Consider the following 21,730-nt stretch of genomic DNA (forward strand, 5'->3'; position numbering starts at 1 on the left):
GATGTCCCTACCTATGGCCAACTGTTACGATATTCCATAACTATTTGGAGGATGTCGCATGAGTGACCGAGAGCGCAAGTCCCAGCTCTACGAGCAGTTCGCTCGCTTGGGGAAAGCGCTGGCCAATCCACTGCGTCTCGAACTGATCGACGTGCTGGCACAGGGCGAGCGAAGCGTCGAAGACCTGGCCATGGCTTGTGGCCTCAAGCTCAGCAATACCTCCGCGCAGCTCAAGGTGCTGTACTCCACCGGGCTCCTGAGGGCCAGGCGGGACGGCACCCGCGTCTTCTACCGGCTCTCCGATGACTCGATCCATGCCTTCGTTGAGACAATGAAGGTGCTGGCGGCCCTCTCTCTGGCCGACGTCGAGCGTGCCGCGCGTGACTACCTGGGAGATGACTGTGATGTGGAGCCGGTGAGCCGCCCGCAGTTGGCGGAGATGCTGGATGCGGGCGAGGTCCTCGTCATAGACGTCCGCCCGGAGGCCGAGTTCGAAGCAGGACACATCCCCGGTGCCCTGTCCATTCCACACGACCAAGTCGCCACGCGCCTGTCCGAGCTGCCGCGTGACAAGACGATCGTGGCCTACTGCCGTGGCCGATTCTGCGTCATGGCGCCCAACGCGGTGCGCCTGTTGCGCGGGTTCGGATATGACGCCAGAACGCTTGAGGACGGCCTTCCCGAGTGGCGAAGTTCCGGCCTGCCGGTGGCCTCCTGAGGAGAAGTCCGTGAGCCATTCCGCATGTGCCGGCCTGCCCATCTACCTTGACTACAACGCCACCACCCCGGTCGACCCCGAGGCGCTGGAGGCGGCGTTACCGTACCTGACGACGCACTTCGGCAACCCTTCCAGCGGCCACCATTACGCACGCGCACCGCGCCGGGCGCTGGACCGCGCCCGCGGCCAGCTGGCGCGACTGCTCGGCGCCACCTCAGCAGAGATCGTCTTCACCGGCGGCGGCTCGGAAGCCGACACCCTGGCCATCCGCGGCACCGCCCTGCGCTCCAGCCGACGGCGAATCGTCACGCTCGCCACCGAGCACCCCGCCGTGCTGCGCGCCTGTGACAGCCTGCGCGCCGAGGGGTTCACCGTCGTCCTGCTGCCGATGGACGGCCACGGCCGCGCCGACCCTGGCGAACTGCGCGCCGCCGTACGGAAGCAGCCGACCGCATTGGTGTCGATCGCCTACGGCAACAGCGAGACCGGCACCCTGCAGCCGATCGCCGACCTGGCCGCCGTCGCCCGCGACGCGGGGGCGCTGTTCCACACCGACGCCGCCCAGGCCGTCGGGAAGGTGCCCATCGACGTGGCCGCGCTCGGGGTGGACCTGCTGACCGTGGTCGGCCACAAGATGTACGCGCCCAAGGGGGTGGGCGCCCTGTACGTGCGCTCCGGCACCCCGCTCGACCCGGTCGTCCACGGAGGCGGGCAGGAGGCGGGACTGCGCGCCGGCACCGAGAACGTCGCCTTCATCGCCGCACTGGGCCAAGCGGCTGAGATCGCCGGCCGCGAGCTGCCGGGCAGCGCCGTGCGGCTGGCCTCCTTGCGTGACCTGCTACACGCCGAACTGGAGGCCGCCCTGCCGGGGCGGATCCTCCTCAACGGCCACCCGGCCGAGCGCCTGCCAAGCACGCTGAACGTGAGCATCGACGGCATCAGCGGCCGGTCCCTGCTGGCCACCATCCCCGAGCTCGCCGCGGCCACCGGCTCGGCCTGCCACGAAGGCGTCGACGCCCCCTCGCCCGTCCTGCTGGCCATGGACCTGCCTGCCGAGCGAGCGATCGCCGCGCTTCGCCTGTCGCTGGGCCGCTGGAGTACCGAGCAGGAGCTACGGCAGGCCGTCCTGCTGATCGCCAAGGCGGTGACCGCCTCGACGTGACAACTCATCGCTCCCACTTGACCTCCTCCTCGGCCTGAAGGCCAAGGATTCTCCCGTCACGTCGCGGTTAAGCGGCGCGCGGGGGTTGACGCTTCGCAGACCGGGCAGTCCCGAGGTCTCCACGTCCTGACACCGCTGATCCGTCGGCGTTGTTGATGTTGATCGCGGCGTTGGTGTCGGCATGCCCGACCCAACCGCACCCGGGGTTGGTACAGGCGTACCGTGTCCCGTTGCGGGCCGCGGGGTCACGGTGACCGCACCGGTGACAGGTCTGCGAGGTCCCCCGCGCGGGGACCTTCACGACCTGTCCGCCCCGGTCGGCGCTCTTGTATTCGAGCAGCACGACGGTCCGGCCCCACGCCTGGCCGGCGATCGCCCGGTTCAGCCCCGCCTTCTGGGCGACGTTCCCGCCTGGGGCCTCGATCGTGCCCTTGGCCGAGCGGACCATGTTGAGGATCGCGAGCTTCTCCGCCGTGATCACCGCGAAGGTGGCGGCGAGTTCGGTGGTGGTCCGGTGCTGCCAGTCGACGGCTCGGCGCTTGGCTTTCGCGCGCAGCCGGGCGATCTGGTCGTAGGTACGCCGCTCGCGCCCCGAGGGCCGGCTCTTCTTCGGCCGGGACGCGCGCCGGCGACCGGAGAGTTCCTCCCAACGCCGGGCAGGTCCTTGGTCCACCGGAACCGGACCCGGCCCACCATCGGCACGGTCACCGCACCCCACCGGGCCGACAGGCGCACGATCCGCATATTCCGGGCCTGAGGCACATCAACCGCCAAGCGAGGCCGCCCCTTCTTGGACCTGAAGATGGGCCGCCGGGCGGGGTGATCAGGGTTGAAGAAGTTCTCCCACGCCTGCCGATACGTCTTCAAAACGGCCTGGGCGGCCTGGGCGGGCAGCACCGCCAGGAACGGGAAGTCCACGCGGGCTTGACGGATCGCCTGGTCGGCCTGGACCAGGGTCGGCCTTTTACCGGAGAAATGCGTCCAGTAGGCGCGCAGGCAGTTCCACACGGTGATCGCGGCGGACGCCTGCTCATCCAAGATCGCCGACTGGGCACGAGTCAGCTCCAGGCGGGCTTTGTGCCCACGCTGCCGCTTGACCGTCCCCTGCCCGCTCATGACCAAAACCCTGGTGCTCCGTTCCACAACGGAGGTCGCGAACGCGTGGTCCAACCCCCGAGGCTGCCGGATCGGCCTTCCGGTGTTCCTGGTCGGCGTGGATCTGCGCTTCCGGTGAGGAACGTCACACTAGCCGATCTGGGAATCGTCGATCGAACGGCAAAACCGCCGGGCTTAGAGCACGCCCGCGCCCTAGACGATCGAGTCCAAGCCGAAGCCGATCAGCGCGGCAGAGGAGGCGATGGTCCCGGCGGTGATGGCGCGTGACCTGGATGAAGACGAGCTGGTCGGCAACTGGACCCTGCTCGATGAGGAGATGGACCGGCTAGTCAGCCACTTGAAGGTCGTTAAGCCACGTTAGGCAGGTACGCCGACCGCGGCTGATTCGTCTGGCAGCCGACGAACGGGGAGTGCCCGAAAACGCGGTTCGCGTGACGACCACGGGTTGACAACGGGCGACCGAATCCAACACCCTTTCACTATTCGAATAGCGAAAGGGTGTTTCGGTTGATCGAGTTCAACCTGGACCGCGGCTCTGGGGTTTCGACGTACCTGCAGCTCGTTCACCAGGTCAAACAGGCGCTCCGGCTCGGTACGCTGCGGTCCGGTGACCAGTTGCCGACCGCCCGCGAGGTGGTCGAGAGCCTGGCCATCAACCCCAACACCGTGCTCAAGGCGTACCGGGAGCTGGAGCGCGAAGGGCTGGTCGAGGGGCGGCCGGGGATGGGGACATTCGTCCGGCAGGGCATCGCGGGCGCGACGCTCGCCGAGCACACGAGGCTGCGGCGTGGTCTGGAGGCGTGGGTGCGCGACGCCCGCGCGGCCGGGCTCGATCAGGAAGACCTGCGAGTGCTGTTCACCGTGGTCTTGGCCGACGCCGCGAAGAAGGGCGTGGCATGAGTCCCGCGCTGGAGGCGACCGGGCTGGGGGTCCGCTATCGCCGTACGTGGGCGTTGCGCGACTGCTCGCTGTCCGTGCCCACGGGACGCGTGGCGGCGCTCGTCGGGCCCAACGGTGCGGGCAAGACCACGCTCATGCACGCGGCCGTCGGCCTGCTACGGCCCGCGCTGGGAAGCGTTCGCGTGGCCGGCGAGGCGGCGTTCGTGGCGCAGGACAAGCCGCTGTACGAGAGCTTCACCGTCGCTGAAATGCTCACCTTCGGCCGCCGCATGAACCGGCACTGGGACGACGCCGCTGCCGACCGGCTCGCCGGGCTGGGCATCCCGCTGAAGCGGAAGGTGAGCGGGCTGTCGGGCGGGCAGCAGGCACAGGTGGCGGTCACGCTGGCGCTGGCCTGCCGGCCCGACCTGCTCGTGCTGGACGAACCGCTGGCCAACCTCGACCCCCTCGCCCGCCACGACGTGATGCGCTCGATCATGGCGGAGGTGGCCGGGCGGGAGCTGACCGTGCTGCTGTCCTCGCACGTCGTCTCCGACCTGGAGGAGACGTGCGACTGGCTGGTCGTGCTGAACGGAGGTCGGCTGCAGGTCAGTGGTGACATCGAGGAGCTGCTCGACGGGCATCTCGTGCTCACCGGGCCGGACGAGGCATCGGCGGCGGGGACGCAGGTGGTGGGCGCGAGCCGTACCGGCAGGCAGGTCAGCATGCTGGTCAGGGGCACGCCCCCACTCGATCCGCGCTGGCAGGCGCGGCGCCCCGGGCTGGAGGAGCTCGTCATGGGCTACCTGCGCAGCCCCGAGTCGGCGGCGCTGCCGGGTCTGACGGGGGTGAGCGCGTGATCTGGGTGGCGTGGCGCCAGCACCGGGCACAGATCCTCGTGACGTCGGGCTTCCTGGCGCTGCTGGGGGTGCTGCTGCTGGGTTCGGCGGTGGAGGCGAGCCGGTACGTGGCCGAGCACGCCCCGCCCGGCTGCCCGGGGCCCGCCGTGGCGTGCGGAGACCTGGCGGTGGCGCTCGGGCAACGCTACGACGCGGTCTACTCGGTGTTCGGCTGGATGCCCCTGGTGGCCCCCGCACTGATCGGGGCGTTCTGGGGCGCGCCACTGCTCGGCCGCGAGTACGAGCGCGGCACCCACCGCCTGGCCTGGACCCAGGCCGTTCCCGTGTGGCGGTGGCTGGCGGTCAAGCTGTCGGTCCTGGGTGGAGCGGTCGTGGCGGGTGGGCTGCTGCTGTCGCTCATGGTGAGCCTGTGGCGGCCGGTGTTCAGGACGGGCATCGACTCCACCTTCGGCAACATCGGCGTGTTCAACATGGTCGGCGTGGCGCCTGCGGCGTGGTGGCTGTACGCGTTCGCGCTGGGCACGGTGGGCGGCGCCCTGTTCCGGCGTACGTTGCCCGCGATGGCGCTGGTCGTGGCCGGGGTGGCGGTGACGATGTTCATGCTGTTCCGGCTGAGCGTCCACTACGCCGAGCCGGCGCGTACCGAGCTGTCTGGCACCGTGATGCTGGACGATCACGACGCCCGGCTGGTGAGCCACGCCTGGGTGGAGCCGTCCGGGAGGGAGGTCGCCGAACCGTCGGACAGCGGCTGCCCGCGCCGGGTGGACGTGGGACAGAGCGACAAGAACGCCAGGGCGTGGCAGGCGTGCCTGTTCGGCAAGGGCTACCGGTACGCGGTGTACTACCATCCACCGTCCAGGTTCTGGCGCTTCCAGTGGACCGAGGCGGGGATCCTGGCGCTCGCGTCGGCGGCCCTCGGCGGCCTGGCCGTGCGCCGCACCCTCCGCCGCCCCGGCTGAGGGGCCGGTTCTGTCAGGAGGTGGTTCAGTGCGGGTCGGCGGATCGGCACGCTCGCCGACCGCGTCGGCGCCAAGCCCGTTCTGCTCGGCGGTCTGGCCGCCTTCGCCGCCGCATCTCTGCTGTACGTCCTCGCCGACAATCCCGGATGGCTGTGGGCCGCCCGCCTCGGCCAGGGCGCCGCCGCCTCTGCCTTGGTGGCCCGGCTCGACCCGGCGGTCAAGCACGGTCGTGCGTGAGAACTCGATCGATGTGGCATGCCCGGCCGTGCCGGGCAGAAGCAGGTCTGGCCAGGCCATGACTGAGCTTCCTCCTGCGGATGAGCCGACAACATGCCTGAGGCTACGACAGGGCGAGGGGAGTTTCAGGCCCAGTTCAACCGCTGTTCGAGGAGGGCTTGCTGAGCCGGGTTGACAGCTAGTTTGAGTGCCTGCTCGTCAGCCTCTCTCGCCTTCAGCGCGTGCCCGAGCCCTCGCAGCAGTTCAGCCCTTGTGGCGTGGAAGAGATGATACCGGCCCAATACGTCCCCAAGGCGATCCACCTCGGCCAAGGCGGCCGCCGGCCCATCGACGTAGCGAACCGCGATAGCGCGGTGCAGCCGGGTCACCGGCGAAGGTGTGAGGTACAGCAGCATGTCGTACAGCACCACGATCTGGTCCCAGTCGGTCTCCGCCCAGGTCTCAGCCTCGGCGTGACAGGCGACGATCGCTGCCTGTAGTTGGTAGGGACCAGGCTGTTGGTGCGCGCGTGCCGTACGGCTCAGCAGGGCGATGGCCGCGGCGATGGCGTCGCCGTCCCAAAAGGTTCGGTCCTGGTCGCGCAGCGGGACAAGGCCGCCGTCGGCATCGAAGCGGGCGGTCTCACGCGCCCGATGCAGTCGGATGAGCGCGAGCAGGCCCACGGGCTCGGGCTCGTTCGGCACCATCCCCACGAGGAGTGCGGCCAGCCATTCTGCGTCGTCAACGAGATCCCGCCGGTGGACACGTTCGCCGACGCTGGCCAGATAACCCTCGTTGAACAGCAGGTATATGACTTTCAGTACCTGTTCCAGCCGTTCGGGGAGCTCATCGATCGGCGGCATGCGGTAGCGAATGCCCGCCTCAGCGATCTTTCGTTTGGCCCGTGTCAGCCGCTGAGCGACCGTCGAGTCGGGCACGAGGAAGGCCGCAGCGATCTGTGCTGTCGTCAGGCCGCAGACCATTCGCAAGGTCAGCGCGATCTGCGCCGGCCTCGACAGCGCGGGGTGGCAGCAGATGAAGATGAGCCGCAGCCGATCGTCCGGTTCGGGTTGTACCGGCCACTGCACCTGGGCCAGCTTGGTTCGATACGTGGCCTCACGGCGCAGTGCGTCCAGACCGCGCCTGCGAGCGACGGTGAACAGCCAGGCGTCAGGCCGGTCCGGGATGCTCTCCTCCGGCCAGCGCCGTAACGCGGTCTCCACTGCGTCCTGCACCAAATCCTCGGCGGCGGAGAAGTCACCCAGCAGCGAGATGAGGGACGCGGCCAACCGGCCCGCGTGCTCACGCACCACGCGGGCCAGGGCCTCGTGTGTCCCATCTACAGTCATGACGCTGGACGGATCTCCACGACAGGGCAGGCCGGCCACGATTTGGCCATGCGAAGCGCCTCATCCAGGCCGGCTAGCTCGGCCTCCACATAGCCGCTGACGACTTCCTTGCCTTCCATGAAGGGTCCGTCGGTCATGACCGGCTCGCCTCCGCCCCCCAGGCGCAACGTGGTCGCGGCGTGGGCGGGCTGCAGCTGTGTGCTGTGCGTGATCTTCGCTCCTTGCTCGGCGAACCAGCGGCCGACCGCCTCGAACGCCGCATCGCGCTCGGACTGGTCCTTTGCCTCCCAGTCCTTGCGGTACTGCTCCGTCTCTATGAACATCAACACGTACTTCACGTGAACCACCTCCTACCCATGAGACGAACAGCGGCCCTTCCGATACGACATCTAGAGAGGGCCGAAACCGAGTCTCCAGTGATTCGCCGTACTGCCCCCGCTCAAGGGTGGGCCACTGACTCCGCATACGCTGAGTTATCAATGACAACTGTAGGTGCAGTAGGCGGCGCCTGTGGTGCATGCTTCGCTCACGCTCGCCGTCCTGCCCACTGCATCCGCGCTCGTGCTGAGTCTGGCCACGGACACCGTCGAGGTCCGGACGCCGTGGTAGCCGCCACCGGCCTGGTCGCTCGCCGTCCTGCCGGCCACGGCTGCGGTACATGCCCTGGCGCCGTGCCTGGAGGCATGACTCCTCGTGCCGTGAGAACGAGCGGATCTGCGCGCTCTCCGCAACCGTCCGCGGTCAGCACAGACATGACCTCAGGCCCGGTGATCGGGTGCCGAAGACGGCCCGCCTTGAGTGCCGGAGTCCCGGGTCCGAGGCGGCGGTTCAGGCGAGGATCTGGACGTACCCGTCGGTTCCGTGAACGCGGATCCGCTGTCCGTCCCTGATCAGCCGGGTGGCCTGCTCCACACCCACAACGGCCGGCAAGCCGTACTCCCGCGCGATCACCGCCCCGTGCGTCATAAGGCCGCCCACCTCCGTCACCAGTCCGGCGACGGTGACGAACAGGGGGGTCCAGCCGGGGTCGGTGTAGGCGGTGACCAGGATGTCGCCCGCCTCAAGGTCGGCCTGCGCCATGTCCATGACGACACGGGCACGGCCCTCGACGGTCCCGGCCGAGACCGGGAGGCCGGCCAGCGCGCCGGGCGGGGCGTCGTCACGCCGATACCGGCCGGTGATGACCTCGCCGTCCGATGTGAGGACCCGGGGCGGTGTGAGCGCCTCGTAGAACCGGAACGCCTCCCGCCTTTCCAGAATGAGTTCGGCGTCCACGTCGTCGGTACGTACGACTTCTTGCAACTCCGCGAACCGGAGGAAGAAGATGTCCTCTTTCTCACGCAGGGTGCCGGAGCGGACGAGGCGATCGGCTTCCCGCAGCAACGCCTGCTTGTAGGCGAAGTAGCGGCTGACCATGCCGTACTTGGGGTACTCCCGGTATCCGGCGAAGGTGCGGACGCGGTCGATCATCCGCTTGGTCTCCTCGGCCTTCTGCTCCCCGTGGGGCAGGGCGCGCAATCGCGTCAGAAGTTCCTGTTCTTTCCGTCGTGACTCCAGGCGTCCTTGTTCGAAGTGTCGTTTGCCGGCGCCCGGCTCGAAGTTCTTGATGTTGCCGAGGAGGGTGGGTACGAGCGTGGCGGGATGCTCGCTCCAGCGTGTTCTGGTGACGTCGATCTCGCCTGCGCAGCGCATGCCGTACTCGTCGAGGTAGCCCCGGATGGCGTCATGTGCTTCCCGTCCGCCGGCCAGCCCGGCCAGCTCGTTCAGGAAGCCGTCGCCCTCCCGGCCTTCGTCCACGACGCGGTGCAAGAACGTCACGACGTCCGTGTGCGGTCGGATCGTGTCCGCGACGTCGAGGAGCGCCAGCCCCATCTCCGACGTGACGTTGTGGGGGACGGATTGCGTGAGTGCGTCGGCCGCGTTCTTCTCGCCCAGCCACGCCTTGAGGTGGTCATTGAGCCACCATGTCGCCTCCATCGCCGCCATGATCACCTGGTGGCTCTGTGGCGAGAACAGGGCGCGCTTCAGCTCTGCGATGTCGGCCAGGATGAAGTCGAGCAGCGCCGGCCCGGACAGAGTCCGGATCTCGCTCCGCAGGGTGGCGACGGACGCCTGGCTGTGTCGGATCAGCTGGGTGACAACGGCCGGATCGGTCTTGATCGGGGCGGGTGAGTCACCGGCGGGTGCGGCGATGGAACCTTCGTCCGGAAGCGAGCGGATGAAGTCGCCGCGGTCGAGGACGGTCTGTAGCGCGTCCCGAATCAGCGGGTCGGAACTCCCCAGGGTCCCGAGGAGGTTCGCGCGACCCGCGGGCGTCGCCAGGACGGGGGCTACGTCGACGAACAACCGTCCGCCCGCCTCGTGCATCGGCCGTGGGGTCGTCAGCTGCCACAGGGAGAGCCCCAGCGGCTTCATCGCGTCGGTCATCATCTGCTGGTGACCGACGGAGACGTAGACATGGTTCTCTTGGTCATCGGTCCTGGGGACGGGGAACAGGGTGGTGATCGGCCGGCTCTGGACGATGTGGAAGTCATCGCCGGCCAGGCACCATTCGATGTCCTGAGGCCTGCCGAAGTGTGCTTCGATGCGCCGGCCCAGTCGCGCCAGGCACACGACCTGCGCATCCGTCAGCGCCGGCCGCGTCTGCCGCCGCGGTTCGATGGGTGCGTCCTGGGTACCGCCTCCCGGCGACGCCTGGACGAACCGCTGCTTGGTGGCGACCGCTGTGGTGACGACCTGATCGTCGCGCACCGTGTAGACGTCCCCGGCGACCAGACCGGAGACAAGCGCCTCGCCGAGCCCCCAACCGGCCTCCACAGTGGCGATCTTCCGGTTCGAGGTCACGGGGTCCGCGGTGAAGAGGATCCCGGCCGCGTCCGGGAGCACCATCTGCTGTACGACCACGGCCATCCGTACCTTGCGGTGGTCAAAGCCGTTACGGCGCCGGTAGGTCACCGCCCGCTCGGTGAACAGCGAGGCCCAGCACCTTCGGACGTGCCGAAGGATCGCCGGCAGGCCCACGATGTTCAGGTACGAGTCCTGCTGGCCGGCGAAGGACGCGGTCGGCAGGTCCTCGGCCGTCGCGCTGGAACGCACCGCGTAGGAGGCTTGCTCCCCGAGCCGGGCGAGCGATTCGCTGATCGCCGCCACAAGGTCGTCGGGAACCGCGACGCCTTCGACGACGCGGCGGATATCGGCGCTCAGGGTGCGGATCGCCGCGCGGTCGTCCGGTTTCACGCGCGACAGCAGGTCAAGCTGAGCGTCGATCGACGGCGCCTCGGCCACGACCCGCTGGAAGGCGTCTGTCGTGACGCAGAAGCCATCCGGCACGCGGATGCCGTTGATTCGCGAGAGCTCGCCCAGGTGCGCCCCTTTTCCGCCGACGTCTGCGATATTCGTCGAGTCGATCTCCTCGAAACCCAGCACGTAGCCCAATTCCGTTGCTCCATCGTTCGTCGGGACGGTTCGCAACGGGCAAGTATGAAGCACTTTCTGGCGCCTCATGAGACGCGCGAATCTGATATAAGGTGAAAGTGGCGGGAGCGGCGCGCGCAGCCCGACCCGACCTCGCCCACACCGGCATCCCGGGCCGCCTTATCGCCGCTGATCACCCACAGTTCGATGACGCCCCGAATAGAGTCGCCAATTCGCGGTTTACCGGTGGAGTCGGCTATTCAACTGTCGCGAGTTGTCGTTCCCGTTGGGTCTGATGGTGACGTTCCATGCTCCACCGCCTTCTCTGAGGAGACGGGCGGTGGTCTTGTCGTGGTGGCCGTACCCGGTCCGGTGTTGTCTCTGCGCTCCCCGCATGGTGGGCACTGCGGGATCGTCAGTGAGGTAGACCGATTCGACCTCGACTTTCACGCTGGGAAAGAGCTTCGCGATGTTCGCGCGGAAGGCTTGCAGGCATGCCTCGTCCCCTGAGTCCGCCAAGAGACCGTTTCAGGCTGCGTTCTTGCGGGCCACGAAAAGTACTCGGTCCTCATCTTCGGGCCGTTCGGCCTGGGCGAGCGGTCGGTCGGGCGTCGCGACGCGGCAGTCGCTCCAGCCGGCGTCCTTCATGAGGTCGACCACGTCGCTGACCGCGTGGGCGGTGTTGACGATCGTGGATTCGAACCTGTCATAGCGGCCGTCGTCGGCGCGCACGACCCCGGAGATCCGGAAGAACCCGCGTCCTTCCTGCTGATTCATGACGCCGCGGAACAGGAACATCGTGGATTCCTCGTCTTTGATCCAGATTCGGTTCATCGCCTCCAGTCCCTTGGCGGTGGTCAGGTCGAAGGCGAACATGCCGCCGGGCTCCACAGCGCGGTAGACGGCACGTAGGTAGGAGCCGACCTGGTCGAGGTCTGTTAGGTGGTTGGGGATGTCGTAGGTGGAGAAGGCGAAGGGGACCGGCGCGGGTACGGTGAAGTCGGTGGCGTCGGCGTGGATCAGGGTGACCCGGTCCTGGGCGTCTTGGAACCGCTTGTGTGCCCGGTCCAGCATGGCCTTCGACAGGTCCAGGCCGGTGATCCGGTATCCCTCCTTGAGGAACCGAGCGGCCACGATGCCGGTGCCGCATCCCACGTCGAGCGCGCGGCGCTCGGAATCCGGCATGACCGCCTGGTGGAGTCGCAGGAGTGCTCTGGCGATTTTGCCGGGGTAGAAGCTCCAGAACTCGTCGTAGATCTTGGCGTGCAGGTCGACGTATGCCTCGGTCGTCACAACGTGATCCCTTTCGTGGCGGGCGTCTGTATCAGAGGTGCATGCGGATCCTTGATTCGAGAAAACCTTATTTATATGATCATCGAACTACTGGGTAGTGTCAACGATCATCGCTGAGAGGGCCCTGTCGCGGCCTGTCAGATCGGCGAGCGTTCGATATTCCGGCGCCGATGGCCTGATCGAGGACCAGGCCGAGGAACGGGAAAGGTGTCTGCTCGATCTGGAAGGGAGATCGTCGTGATTACCACCGCCTGCCAGGTTGAGGGCATGACCCGCGGCCACTGCGTCTCCGCTGTCACGGCCGAGGTGAGCAAGGTGTCGAGCATCACGGGTGTGCAGGCCGACCTGGAGAGTGTGCCGGTCAACGCGTCACCGTCTTTGGTGAGGTCGGCGTAGACCTCGGCGGGGTTTTGAAAGCGGTGGATCCGGCGGGGCCGGTCGTTGAATTCGGCGGTGATGGCGACGGCCGGTCCGAAGCGGCTTGCCCAGCAGTTAGACAGATGTCAATATAGAGATATGTCGAAGATCGGAGTGACGCCGGAGCCGGTAGACGTCTCGCCATCGCAAGGGTGCTGCGCTCCGCTGGAGGCCGTGCCGCTGGATCCCGGGCATGCGGTCGACATGGCCAAGATGTTCAAAGCCCTGGGTGATCCGGTGCGGCTACGGCTGCTGTCGTTGATCTCCGCTCATCCCGATGGCGAGGTGTGCGTGTGCGACCTGACCACCCTGTTCGACGTGGCGGCTCCAACGATCTCCTATCACCTCAAACTGCTGCGTGAGGCCGGTCTGGTAGATCATGAGCGGAGAGGTACCTGGGTGTACTACCGGCCGATGCGCGAGCGCATGTACCAACTCTCGGCCCTGCTCGCCGCCTCGGACATGGCCCTTCCCGCACGGTGAGCGGAAAGTGCCGGGCCGGTTGGCGGGTTGGTCAGGAGGTCACCTGGGTCGGCACGGTGAGCACCTCGCTCAGGCGCTCCAGGGCGGCGGGCACCACCCAGTAGAAGACCCATGTCCCTCTCCGTTCGCAGCCGATGAGCCCGGCCTCGCGCAGCACTTTGAGGTGGTGGGAGATCGTGGGGCCGGTCAGGTCGAACGCCGAGATGAGGGTGTTGACGTACGCCTCGCCGCCGGGATGGGAGGCGATCAACGACAGCAGTCGCACCCGCACCGGGTCGGACAGGGCTTTGAAGGTGGTTGCCACCTCCGCCGCCTGGTCGATGTCTATCGGCGCCACCGCGAGAGGCGGACAGCAGATCTCCACTCGCGGGCACGCTTGTTTCGACATACGCCTACATTGACAGGCTTCTACACGGGCGACAACGGTGATGTGTCGACACGCCCAGGCATACGGTACGTACCACCATCACGCCGTACCGAAGCCGTGAAGACCAGACCCGCGCGCCCCAAAACGTTTCCCGAGGGTCTCGGGTCAGCATGTCAGCCAGCCTTTTTCGGCGGCCTTCACGCCGGCTTCGAACCGGCTGCGCGCGCCGAGCCGATCCATCAGGTCGGCGACCATGCGGCGGTGGGTGCGCAGTCCGATCCCCAGCTTCTTGCTCACGGCCTCGTCGGTGAGACCTTGCGCGAGAAGCCGGAGCAGTTCCTGTTCCTGCTTGGTGATACTTTCCGGGCAGCAGCGTGGGTCGGTGCCGAACGGGGTGGCCGAAGCCCAGATCTGCTCGAACAGGGCGACGAGCGCCGCGATGATTCCCCTCCCGCAGACCTCCACGGCGCCCTTGCTGCTGTGCTGGGGGTCGAGCGGGACCAGCGCGATCTCCCGGTCGAAGATCACCGTTCGCAGCGGCAGGGTCGGCGTGGTGCGGACCTCTCCTCCGAGTTCGGTCAGCCAGCGAGCATAGGCGAGCGTCGAGGCGTCGTTGCAGGCGCTGTCGAGGTAGACCGTGCGGACGCTCACCCCTCGCATCAGCAGTACGTCGTCCAGTGGTCTGCTGGCCTCCAGGCTCTCCGGTGACTGGGCGCCGCCGGGCATGAACGACAGGCACTCCGATTTCGCCGAGCGGGCCAGGGTCTCGATGCGGGCCCGGACCGCCTCCATGCTCTCCAGGCAGTCGCATTCGTTGCGGGCTCCGACCGCGCACAGCTCGCTGTACTCACTGATCAGCCGGTTGACCGCGTGCTCTGCCGCGATGAACTCCTCCTGGCGGCGCAGCAACTCCGTTCGCTGGCGCTGGAGCAGGGAGTGGAAGGCGACGCTCGGGCTGGCGGGCCGCAACATCCCCGATGAGCGGCGCAGGAGGGAGAGCTCCACCAGCTTGTCGATGGTGCTTCGCACATGCGTCTCGGAGATTCCCAGCTTCGCGGCGATCTCCGCGATGCCCCATTCCTTCTGGGTCAGCACCAGGCGGTAGATGGCATCCGCGTGGCCGTCTAAGCCCCATTCCTGAAGCACAACGCCCCCCAACCCCCGATGGTGGTCGAGCTCATTAAATAGCACGAAACTTTAACTGTCCATGTCAAATAACCAGTGCGATCAGATGTCATCCCGCTCGCGATGTCAAGTGAAGGCTGCGCACCGCGACGGCCCGAACCGGGGTTCGCGGTGGCGCGCCACTGGCGGTTGCGATGAGAAATTGTGAGGTGATGCCCGGTCGTTGGAGTGTGTCCGCGCCGGAGGTGCTCGTGGGCCGGGGGCATAATCAACGCCTTGCGGTCAAGGTTTGGAAACGTCTCCGCGAGAGGGGTTGACGCGATCACCTGTCGCGGAGTTCACCCGGCCGCTTCGCGGGCCGTGCTCGCCCCGGTCGGCCACACCGTGCGATCCATGGTGACGGCGACCAGTGCATACACGGGCAGGCGGATTCCTTTCACCCTGGCACCATGTTGCCGGGCACCTTGCTGCCTGGCTTGACCACTTTCACAAAGGAGCGGCAAATACGACAGTGGTGGCGGGCGAAAGTGAACGTTCTTAAACGAAATGGGAACGGTTTACCGATCCTGACGCCAGTTCGAACATCGACAAGTTCAGGGGGAGCAGTGATCCTTGCGCGGGTGGCAGGCGTTGTGATTCCCGGTTTCCGTACCGGAATATCCACCCGGACATACCACGAAATTACCGTAGAAAATATGCCGATCTTTACTGGAGGTGATCGCAGCAGCCGACTGTTGCCGCCTCTGCGACCCGGCAACACAGGGACGTTCCCGCCTGTCCCGACGTCCGGTGCCGGCTGAGATTCCGGGTGAGAACGCCGAAGAAAAAATAATGTATGTGGCCACGGTAACGCTGACCGCAACCGGGGCGGCTGCTCGGCGCCAGATCGCATCGCAGTTAGTGACTGACATTCTGTGGGCCGCGGCCCTTCCGGCCGACGATTTGGAACACCTTCATTCACGGGCCGTCCTGGAGCGGATAGACCTCACCTTCTTCCACCGGAGTCCGGATCCGGAGCAGGCCGACGCCGCGGCTGTCCGCATCTGTCGCAGGGCTCTGGACAACTCCCCGGCTCTTCGGGGCTGGGTGCTGCGCAGATAGCCGCAGCAGCGGCGCGTTTTCCTCGCCGGGCGGCCGTCCGGCATGCCCCTGCCCGGGGTCAGGACGCACCGGGCATTCCTCTCAAGGAGACATGCGATGACCTCATCTGCTCCCGACCCTCGCCGCCAGGCGGCCGAACTGACCGTACGGCCACTGGCCACCGTCGACGCCGAGGTGAAAGTGCTCGGCTCGAAGAGCTACACCAACCGCTATCTCGCGATCGCGTCTCTGTCGGGCCAGGAGACGACCCTGGACAATGCCCTGATCTCCGACGACACCGTGTACCTCTCCCGCGGGATCGAAGCCTTGGGCCACGTGCGCGTCGAGATCGACGAGCAGCGGGGGCGCATTCACGTCACGCCCAGCGGCGAGGCGATGAGAGCACCGCAGGAGGAGATCTTCATGGGCGGCGCGGGAACCCCCTTGCGCTTTCTGATCTCCATGGCCGGTCACGCGTCCGGGGTGACCACGATCACCGGCAACGCGCGGATGCAGGAGCGTCCCATGGGTGACCTGCTGGCCGCGCTGCCCGCGCTCGGTGTCGAGGCGGTCAGTGTCCGCGGCAACGGCTCGCCGCCGATCAGGGTCGTCGGGGGGGCGTTCCGGGGCGGTGCCACCCGGATCAGCGGGGCGGTGAGCAGCCAGTTCACTTCCAGCCTGCTGATCAACGCGGTGGCGGCCGAAAGCGACGTGGAGATCACCATTGTTGACGATCTCATCTCCAAGCCGTACGTCGACATGACCATCGCGGCGCTCGCGGAGATGGGTGTGCGGATCAAGCGGGACGGCTACACCCGTTTCACCGTCGCCTCCGGGCAGAGTTTTCGCGGCGGCCCGGTCACCGTCGAACCGGACGCCTCCGGCATGTCCTACCTCCTGGCGGCCGCGGCGGTCCTCGGCGGCAGGATCACGATCCCGGGCATCGGGCCAGACTCCCACCAGGGCGACGTCGGCCTGGTGGAGGTGCTGACGCGGATGGGGTGCACCGCCTCCTTCGACGACAACGCGATCACGCTCAAGGGCGGTGAGTTGCGCGGTATCGAGGTCGACATGGAGAGCATGCCCGACGTGGTGCCCACGCTGGCGATCGTGGCCGCCTTCGCCGAAGGCAGCACCCATATCAGCAACATCGCCAGCCTGCGGGTCAAGGAATGCGACCGGATCGCGGCGGTGACCACCGAACTACGCAAGATGGGCATCTCCGTCGAGGAGTATCCGGACGCGATGACCATCACCGGCGGCAGGCCGACGGGCGCGGTCATCGACACCTACGACGACCACCGGATCGCGATGTGCTTCGCCATCGCGGGCCTGCGCACCGAGGGGGTGGTGATCCGCGATCCGGGCTGCGTCGCCAAGTCGTTCCCGACGTTCTGGCAGACCCTCGACACGCTCTACCCCGACGGGGTGTCGACCCGATGAGCCCGGCGGCGGGAGGCATCGTATTGGTGCTGGATGGGTGGGGGCACGCGCCGCCGGATCCAGGCAACGCGCTCAGCCAGGCCTCAACCCCTCATCTGGACAGGCTGACCTCCGGGCGGGGGGCGACCCTGGTCCAGGCGTCCGGCGAGGCGGTCGGGTTGCTGCCGGGAACGGTCGGCAACTCCGAGATCGGGCACATGGTGATCGGCGCCGGGCGGCCGCTACCGTATGACAGCCTGCTGGTACAGCAGGAGATCGACAGCGGGGCGCTGGCGGCCAACGCGCTGCTGAAGGAGGTCTGCGCGCGGCTCGCCACGAGCGGACGGGCCCTGCACCTGGTCGGTTTGTGCTCCGACGGCCAGATCCACGCCCACGTCGACCACCTGCGCGAGCTGCTGAGGATCGCGGTCTTCGAGGGCGTGCGCGCGGTGTGGATCCACGCAATCACCGATGGTCGCGATGTCGCCGACGGCACTGCGGCAGCCTACCTGGAGCGGGTCGAGAAGCTCTCCGCCGAAGCGGGCGCCGGTCGGGTGGCGAGCGTGGTGGGGCGTGGCTACGCGCTGGACAAGAGCGGGGACTTGGAGCTCACCCGCGCGGCCGCGCTCGCGATGGCCGACGGGACCGGAACCGGCGTGGCGCACCCGCGCGACGCGATCGGGGGCCCCGGATCCAGCGACGTCTGGGTGCGGCCGAGCGTGGTCACCGACGCCGGCGGCGTTCCGCTGGGCGCGATAGGCGACGGCGACGCCGTGCTGTTCACCAACTTCCGCAGCGACCGCATCCAGCAGCTCGCCGACTACCTGGTGACACATCTGGAACCGCGCGGTGTCACAGTAATGAGCCTGGCCCGCTACGACACCCGGGCCGCGATCGCTCCGCTGGTGGATCGCGCGGACGCCTCCGGGGGGCTCGCCGACGAGCTGGAGCGTCACGGGCTGCGCTCGGTGCGCATCGCCGAGAGCGAGAAGTTCGAGCATGTCACCTACTACCTCAACGGCCGTGACGCCCGGGTCCGCGACGTCGAGGAGCACGTGAGGATTGCCGCCGACAGCCCACCGGACTACCGGTCCGCGCCGGGGATGAACCTGCCGCGTGTGGTGGCGGCGGTGACGAAGGCCGCCCGCCGTACCGACGTCGCGCTGGTGGTGGCCAACCTCGCCAACATCGACGTGGTCGGGCACACCGGCGACGCCCGGGCCACTGTGGCCGCGGCCGAGCACACCGACGAGGCGGTCGGCGCCATCTGTGCGGTGGCCCGTGAGACCGGGCGGTGGGTACTGCTGGTGGGCGATCACGGCAACGCCGAGCAGATGGTGCGGCCCGGTGCCGACGGCGGCCCGCGTCCCTATGGAGGGCACACCACCAATCCGGTGCCGCTCGTCGTGGTTCCCGCTCCCGATGGGCCGGCGGCCCGCGAGGTACGCGTCGGCGGCACGCTCGCCGACGTCGCCCCCACCGTCTTGGCCCTGCTGGGGTGCCCACCCGGCGTGGCCATGACGGGCAGGCCCCTGCTGTGAGCGCCCACGCGCCGGATCGCGACGGCTCTCCGCGGGCGGTGGCTGTGGGGAAGCTTGTCGAGACGCTGACGCTCGGACGCGCCTGTCTGGCAGGGCGGGCCGCTGAGCAACCGGCGCACCGCCGGCGCGTTCGCGCCGGACTCCACGGCCTGCCCTGTGCAGGCCGGCCCCGGATTGTGGGCGCCGCTGCGCACCAGCGCCGACGGGATGAATCAGGTGTTGTGCGTGCACAACATCGGCGACCGGCCCCAAATGGTCACCTTCGCCGACCATCTGAGGGCCCGGCGCCCCCAAGTGCACCCGCTGCTGGTCCTGTACGGCGCGGTGAGCACGCAGGCCGGCACGGACGAGGTGGTGCCGCATGGTTTGTCTGGACCGGCCGTTTCGCCGGCATTCACGAGGAGAACACGCAATGATCGAGCGCCCGCGGATCGCACTGATCGGAGACCGCAGCTCCACGGTACCGGCCCACCCCCGCCTGCAGGCCCTCATCCCGCACCTGGGCGTCGAGGTCGACTGGATTCCCCCCCTGACCATCACCGACCCGGAGGCCTTGACCGGCTATGCGGGCATATGGGTGATTCCTGGATCGCCGTACTCCTCCAAGGAGGGGGTGCTGCTGGCGATCCGGCTGGCCCGAGAAAGCGGCATCCCGTACCTGGGCACGTGCGGCGGCTTCCAGCACGCCCTGATCGAGTACGCGCGAAACGTGCTGGACCTGCCCCACGCCGACGACGTGCAGTACGACCCCGATGCCGAAACCCCCCTGATCACCGCCCTGTGCTGCTCCCTGGCGGGAGAGGAGGCCTCGCTTCTCCTGGGCGACGGCAGCCGCCTGGCATCGGTCTACGCCCACGCCGAGCAGACGGTCGAGACCTTCCACTGCAAGTACGGCCTCAACCCCGACTACGTCGGCCTCATCGAGCGGAGCTCTTTGGTGATCAGCGGCTGGGACGCCGAGAAGGCGCCCCGGGCCGTCGAACTGGCCGACCATCCGTTCTTCATCGGCACCCTCTTCCAGCCTGAGCTGTCCTCGACGCCCGCCTCGATCCACCCCCTCATCGAGGCCTTCGTCGATGCCGCGATCCAGCATGCCGCGACCATCACGCCCCCCGTCACCCCACCACTGGAGGCTGCTGCTCCATGGAAGTCCTCGTCCTGATCCTCGTCGTGGCGCTCGCCGCGGCGAACGGCGCCAATGACGTCCCCAAGGGCGTCGCCACGCTCGCCGGCGCGGGCGTCACCAAGATCCGTACCGCCATCATGTGGGGAACCGTCACCACCGCCCTCGGCTGCCTGGTGTCGCTCAGCCTCGCCTCGAAGATGACTGCCCTGTTCTCCAAGGGGATCGTCTCGGCCGCCCCGACCGCGGCCTTCGCCGCCGCGGTGCTGATCGGCACCGTGTCCTGGGTCGTGCTGGCCACCGTCCTGAAACTGCCGGTGTCCACCACCCACGCCCTGGTCGGGTCACTGCTGGGTGCCGGCAGCCTGTTCGCCGCCGACGCCGTCCAGTGGAACGGGCTGCTGGCGAAGGTCGTGCAGCCGCTGCTGCTCAGCATCCTGGTGGCGTACGCGATCTCGGCCGTGCTCGGAGTCGTCACCCGCAAGATCGTCGCCAGGTCCGCCAGAAAAAAGGCCGCCTCCGCCGAGCCGCCCGTCGGCGCTTCGGCGACCATGACCGCCACCGCTCCCGCGCAGACGGACGTGGAACCGACCAGGGCGCAGAAGGCGATCGGGATCGGCCACTGGATGACCAGCGGGCTCGCCAGCTTCGCCCGCGGCCTCAACGACGCCCCCAAGATCGTGGCGATCGGCTCCTTCGCGATGATCGGCGGGATGACGACCACCACCCTGCTGCTGGCCGTCACCGTCGCCATGGCCCTCGGCGGCATCGTGGGCGGCTCGCGCATCGCTGATCGCCTGGCCTACTCCGTCATCAAGATCCCACACGTGGAGGGGTTCACCGCGAACCTGACCACCGCGAGCCTCGTCGGGCTGGGTGCCACCTTGGGCCTGCCCATGTCCACCACCCAGGTCTCGGCCGGCGCCATCTCCGGTATCGCGGCCAACGATTTGTCCCGGCTCAACAAGAAGACCGTCCGCGATCTCCTGATCGCCTGGCTCTGCACCCCGCCGGTCGGTGCCGCCGTGGCCGCCGGCGCATACCTGCTGCTTGCCTGAGGTCCGGGCCGCCGGGTCACTCCGGCGGCCCCGCAGTGAGAACCGCTTGCCTGGACTCCATTGACAGCATCCATGATTCGATGATCTCCTAATTAAGGATTCTTCAAACCAAAGTCGAGTGAGAGGAACTGGCCATGCAGACGCGACAGGACGCGGACGCTCCCGTGATCGGCGGATTCGTTTCCGACCCCGCCCAGAGCGCGGCCGCGGTGACGTCGGGGTGTTGCGGTGAGCCGGCCTCGGGCCCGGTCGAGCTGGAACTCGCCGAGCTGGATCTGGACGACACCGGCAGCGGCTGCTGCGGAGGATAGGGCGGCATCCACGCCCACAGGCTCGAGGAGGTAGGGGCCCGCGGATCCCGGCAGCACGCGGCAGAACTGCTCGCCGCCGGTGTCCGGCCCGATGCCGTCAACCTCGACATGGCCGGCAAGTTCAACGGCGCGGTCGCGGTCGACCTGGGGCCGGGCACCGAAGCGATCGCAGAGATCCTCGACCAGGCCGGCCGCACGCTGAAGATCCCGCCGGCCGTCGCGCCGGTGGCCTCCGACAACCGCCAGTACGCGGCGGCCGGACTGGCGGCGGTGGGACTCGGCCTGGGAGCGGCCCACTACCACTCGCCGCTGGATACCCCCGACCGCATCGAGCCGAGCGCGTTGCGCAAGGCGGGCCGTCTGCTGCTGGTCACCGCCGCCCGCATGGCGCTCGACCCCGCCCAGCAGAGCGGCACCTGAAACACCCGGGGCCGTTCCGGCCCGGGACACGACGCTGACACCACCCGAAGGAGTACTCCCATGGCGACCGCGGCGCCCAGCATTGCCAGCCAGCTCATCCAGCTGGCCCCCGAGGTCAGAGACAGCCACGCCAGCTTCTCCGACGGCTACCAGAACTTCTTCAACGCCGTTTTCAACGGCGGAGCGCTCGACCCCAAGGCGCGAGCCGCGGTGGCCCTGGCCGCGGCCCTGCTGCTGGGCCGGGAGGAGATGGTGCGCTCCTTCCTGGCCGCCGCCAAGCAGATCGGCCTGAGAAACGAGGAGATCGGCCAGGTCGCCGGCATCGTCGAGGTGCTGAAGCTGGACGCCCTGCAGCGTCCCGCCCAGGCCGCCGCCGCACCCGTCAAGAAGGCCAACACCTGCTGTTAGCGGGCCCGG

The 21,730-nt window shown here is 68.1% G+C and carries 22 protein-coding genes; 15 read left to right on the forward strand and 7 right to left on the reverse strand.

Annotated elements, in window-relative coordinates; all coding sequences use genetic code 11:
• Window positions 1-58 precede the first annotated feature (58 nt).
• Window positions 59-718: an ArsR/SmtB family transcription factor gene (locus ACQP0P_RS24045; RefSeq protein WP_433381199.1), complete on the forward strand. Its 660-nt coding sequence runs from the start codon at window positions 59-61 to the stop codon at window positions 716-718.
• A 10-nt stretch (window positions 719-728) separates the two neighbouring features.
• The gene (locus tag ACQP0P_RS24050; RefSeq protein ID WP_433381202.1) at window positions 729-1,880 is read left to right on the forward strand and encodes a cysteine desulfurase family protein; all 1,152 of its coding nucleotides are present in this window, start codon (window positions 729-731) and stop codon (window positions 1,878-1,880) included.
• A gap of 67 nt (window positions 1,881-1,947) precedes the next feature.
• Here the strand turns inward: ACQP0P_RS24050 and ACQP0P_RS24055 are convergent, their stop codons facing one another.
• Complete coding sequence (locus ACQP0P_RS24055) at window positions 1,948-2,553, reverse strand: RNA-guided endonuclease InsQ/TnpB family protein (RefSeq protein ID WP_433381205.1); 606 nt, start codon at window positions 2,551-2,553, stop codon at window positions 1,948-1,950.
• 941 nt (window positions 2,554-3,494) lie between these two features.
• Here ACQP0P_RS24055 and ACQP0P_RS24060 point away from each other — a divergent pair.
• Genes ACQP0P_RS24060 through ACQP0P_RS24070 form a run of 3 tightly spaced genes read left to right on the forward strand, consistent with a single transcriptional unit; the run spans window position 3,495 to window position 5,694 of the window.
• Window positions 3,495-3,896 carry a GntR family transcriptional regulator gene (locus ACQP0P_RS24060; RefSeq protein ID WP_433381208.1) on the forward strand — a complete coding sequence of 134 codons (402 nt, stop codon included), beginning with the start codon at window positions 3,495-3,497 and terminating at the stop codon, window positions 3,894-3,896.
• Window positions 3,893-4,735, forward strand: a complete 843-nt coding sequence (locus ACQP0P_RS24065; RefSeq protein WP_433381211.1) for an ABC transporter ATP-binding protein — start codon at window positions 3,893-3,895, stop codon at window positions 4,733-4,735. Before ACQP0P_RS24060 ends, ACQP0P_RS24065 begins: the two co-directional genes overlap by 4 nt.
• Window positions 4,732-5,694, forward strand: a complete 963-nt coding sequence (locus ACQP0P_RS24070) for an ABC transporter permease (RefSeq protein WP_433381214.1) — start codon at window positions 4,732-4,734, stop codon at window positions 5,692-5,694. Before ACQP0P_RS24065 ends, ACQP0P_RS24070 begins: the two co-directional genes overlap by 4 nt.
• Before the next feature lie 362 nt (window positions 5,695-6,056).
• On the opposite strand, the gene ACQP0P_RS24075 is transcribed toward ACQP0P_RS24070, so the two are convergent.
• The 4 genes from ACQP0P_RS24075 to ACQP0P_RS24090 form a co-directional block, all read right to left on the reverse strand.
• The gene (locus ACQP0P_RS24075; RefSeq protein WP_433381217.1) at window positions 6,057-7,223 is read right to left on the reverse strand and encodes an RNA polymerase sigma factor; all 1,167 of its coding nucleotides are present in this window, start codon (window positions 7,221-7,223) and stop codon (window positions 6,057-6,059) included.
• A gap of 32 nt (window positions 7,224-7,255) precedes the next feature.
• Window positions 7,256-7,597, reverse strand: coding sequence for a YciI family protein (locus tag ACQP0P_RS24080; protein WP_433381220.1), 342 nt, complete (start codon window positions 7,595-7,597; stop codon window positions 7,256-7,258).
• Between the two features lie 490 nt (window positions 7,598-8,087).
• Window positions 8,088-10,685 (reverse strand): rifamycin-inactivating phosphotransferase, encoded by a 2,598-nt coding sequence (gene rph / locus ACQP0P_RS24085; RefSeq protein ID WP_433382038.1) that lies wholly within the window; start codon window positions 10,683-10,685, stop codon window positions 8,088-8,090.
• A gap of 516 nt (window positions 10,686-11,201) precedes the next feature.
• Window positions 11,202-11,966 (reverse strand): class I SAM-dependent DNA methyltransferase, encoded by a 765-nt coding sequence (locus tag ACQP0P_RS24090; RefSeq protein ID WP_433381223.1) that lies wholly within the window; start codon window positions 11,964-11,966, stop codon window positions 11,202-11,204.
• A gap of 237 nt (window positions 11,967-12,203) precedes the next feature.
• On the opposite strand from ACQP0P_RS24090, the gene ACQP0P_RS24095 reads away from it, so the two are divergent.
• Together ACQP0P_RS24095 and ACQP0P_RS24100 are read left to right on the forward strand one after the other, a co-directional pair.
• On the forward strand, window positions 12,204-12,362 hold the full coding sequence (locus ACQP0P_RS24095; protein ID WP_433381226.1) for a hypothetical protein: 159 nt from the start codon (window positions 12,204-12,206) through the stop codon (window positions 12,360-12,362).
• 120 nt (window positions 12,363-12,482) lie between these two features.
• On the forward strand, window positions 12,483-12,866 hold the full coding sequence (locus ACQP0P_RS24100; RefSeq protein WP_433381229.1) for an ArsR/SmtB family transcription factor: 384 nt from the start codon (window positions 12,483-12,485) through the stop codon (window positions 12,864-12,866).
• Between the two features lie 31 nt (window positions 12,867-12,897).
• Here the strand turns inward: ACQP0P_RS24100 and ACQP0P_RS24105 are convergent, their stop codons facing one another.
• Entirely contained in the window at window positions 12,898-13,254 is a 357-nt protein-coding gene (locus tag ACQP0P_RS24105) for an ArsR/SmtB family transcription factor (protein WP_433381232.1), read from the reverse strand.
• Between the two features lie 144 nt (window positions 13,255-13,398).
• Complete coding sequence (locus tag ACQP0P_RS24110) at window positions 13,399-14,391, reverse strand: LuxR C-terminal-related transcriptional regulator (protein ID WP_433381235.1); 993 nt, start codon at window positions 14,389-14,391, stop codon at window positions 13,399-13,401.
• Window positions 14,392-15,258: 867 nt separating this feature from the next.
• Between ACQP0P_RS24110 and ACQP0P_RS24115 the strand changes: the two genes are divergently transcribed.
• From ACQP0P_RS24115 to ACQP0P_RS24150, 8 genes are all read left to right on the forward strand, one after another.
• Complete coding sequence (locus ACQP0P_RS24115) at window positions 15,259-15,459, forward strand: hypothetical protein (RefSeq protein ID WP_433381238.1); 201 nt, start codon at window positions 15,259-15,261, stop codon at window positions 15,457-15,459.
• 96 nt (window positions 15,460-15,555) lie between these two features.
• Window positions 15,556-16,881, forward strand: a complete 1,326-nt coding sequence (gene aroA / locus ACQP0P_RS24120; protein WP_433381241.1) for a 3-phosphoshikimate 1-carboxyvinyltransferase — start codon at window positions 15,556-15,558, stop codon at window positions 16,879-16,881.
• Between the two features lie 26 nt (window positions 16,882-16,907).
• Window positions 16,908-18,401 carry a 2,3-bisphosphoglycerate-independent phosphoglycerate mutase gene (gene gpmI, locus ACQP0P_RS24125; RefSeq protein WP_433381244.1) on the forward strand — a complete coding sequence of 498 codons (1,494 nt, stop codon included), beginning with the start codon at window positions 16,908-16,910 and terminating at the stop codon, window positions 18,399-18,401.
• 412 nt (window positions 18,402-18,813) lie between these two features.
• Window positions 18,814-19,563: a CTP synthase C-terminal region-related (seleno)protein gene (locus tag ACQP0P_RS24130; protein ID WP_433381247.1), complete on the forward strand. Its 750-nt coding sequence runs from the start codon at window positions 18,814-18,816 to the stop codon at window positions 19,561-19,563.
• Entirely contained in the window at window positions 19,545-20,582 is a 1,038-nt protein-coding gene (locus ACQP0P_RS24135) for an inorganic phosphate transporter (RefSeq protein WP_433381250.1), read from the forward strand. The genes ACQP0P_RS24130 and ACQP0P_RS24135 overlap by 19 nt, the downstream gene beginning before the upstream one ends.
• A 134-nt stretch (window positions 20,583-20,716) precedes the next feature.
• Window positions 20,717-20,893 (forward strand): hypothetical protein, encoded by a 177-nt coding sequence (locus ACQP0P_RS24140; protein WP_433381253.1) that lies wholly within the window; start codon window positions 20,717-20,719, stop codon window positions 20,891-20,893.
• Window positions 20,894-20,959: 66 nt separating this feature from the next.
• A complete protein-coding gene (locus ACQP0P_RS24145) occupies window positions 20,960-21,313 on the forward strand; it encodes a M28 family peptidase (protein WP_433382041.1) in 354 nt (117 codons plus the stop codon).
• 60 nt (window positions 21,314-21,373) lie between these two features.
• The gene (locus ACQP0P_RS24150) at window positions 21,374-21,721 is read left to right on the forward strand and encodes a carboxymuconolactone decarboxylase family protein (RefSeq protein ID WP_433381256.1); all 348 of its coding nucleotides are present in this window, start codon (window positions 21,374-21,376) and stop codon (window positions 21,719-21,721) included.
• Window positions 21,722-21,730: the final 9 nt, after the last annotated feature.

The organism is Streptosporangium sp. CA-115845 (assembly GCF_050943795.1).
Classification (GTDB): Bacteria; Actinomycetota; Actinomycetes; order Streptosporangiales; family Streptosporangiaceae; genus Streptosporangium.

Excerpts from the sequence above, each read along its gene's own strand:
- ACQP0P_RS24135 (WP_433381250.1), top strand. The coding sequence starts at position 19,545 with ATGGAAGTCCTCGTCCTGATCCTCGTCGTGGCGCTCGCCGCGGCGAAC.
- ACQP0P_RS24140 (WP_433381253.1), top strand. The coding sequence starts at position 20,717 with ATGCAGACGCGACAGGACGCGGACGCTCCCGTGATCGGCGGATTCGTT.
- ACQP0P_RS24130 (WP_433381247.1), top strand. The coding sequence starts at position 18,814 with ATGATCGAGCGCCCGCGGATCGCACTGATCGGAGACCGCAGCTCCACG.
- ACQP0P_RS24150 (WP_433381256.1), top strand. The coding sequence starts at position 21,374 with ATGGCGACCGCGGCGCCCAGCATTGCCAGCCAGCTCATCCAGCTGGCC.
- aroA (WP_433381241.1), top strand. The coding sequence starts at position 15,556 with ATGACCTCATCTGCTCCCGACCCTCGCCGCCAGGCGGCCGAACTGACC.
- ACQP0P_RS24065 (WP_433381211.1), top strand. The coding sequence starts at position 3,893 with ATGAGTCCCGCGCTGGAGGCGACCGGGCTGGGGGTCCGCTATCGCCGT.
- ACQP0P_RS24045 (WP_433381199.1), top strand. The coding sequence starts at position 59 with ATGAGTGACCGAGAGCGCAAGTCCCAGCTCTACGAGCAGTTCGCTCGC.
- ACQP0P_RS24105 (WP_433381232.1), bottom strand. The coding sequence starts at position 13,254 with ATGTCGAAACAAGCGTGCCCGCGAGTGGAGATCTGCTGTCCGCCTCTC.
- ACQP0P_RS24100 (WP_433381229.1), top strand. The coding sequence starts at position 12,483 with ATGTCGAAGATCGGAGTGACGCCGGAGCCGGTAGACGTCTCGCCATCG.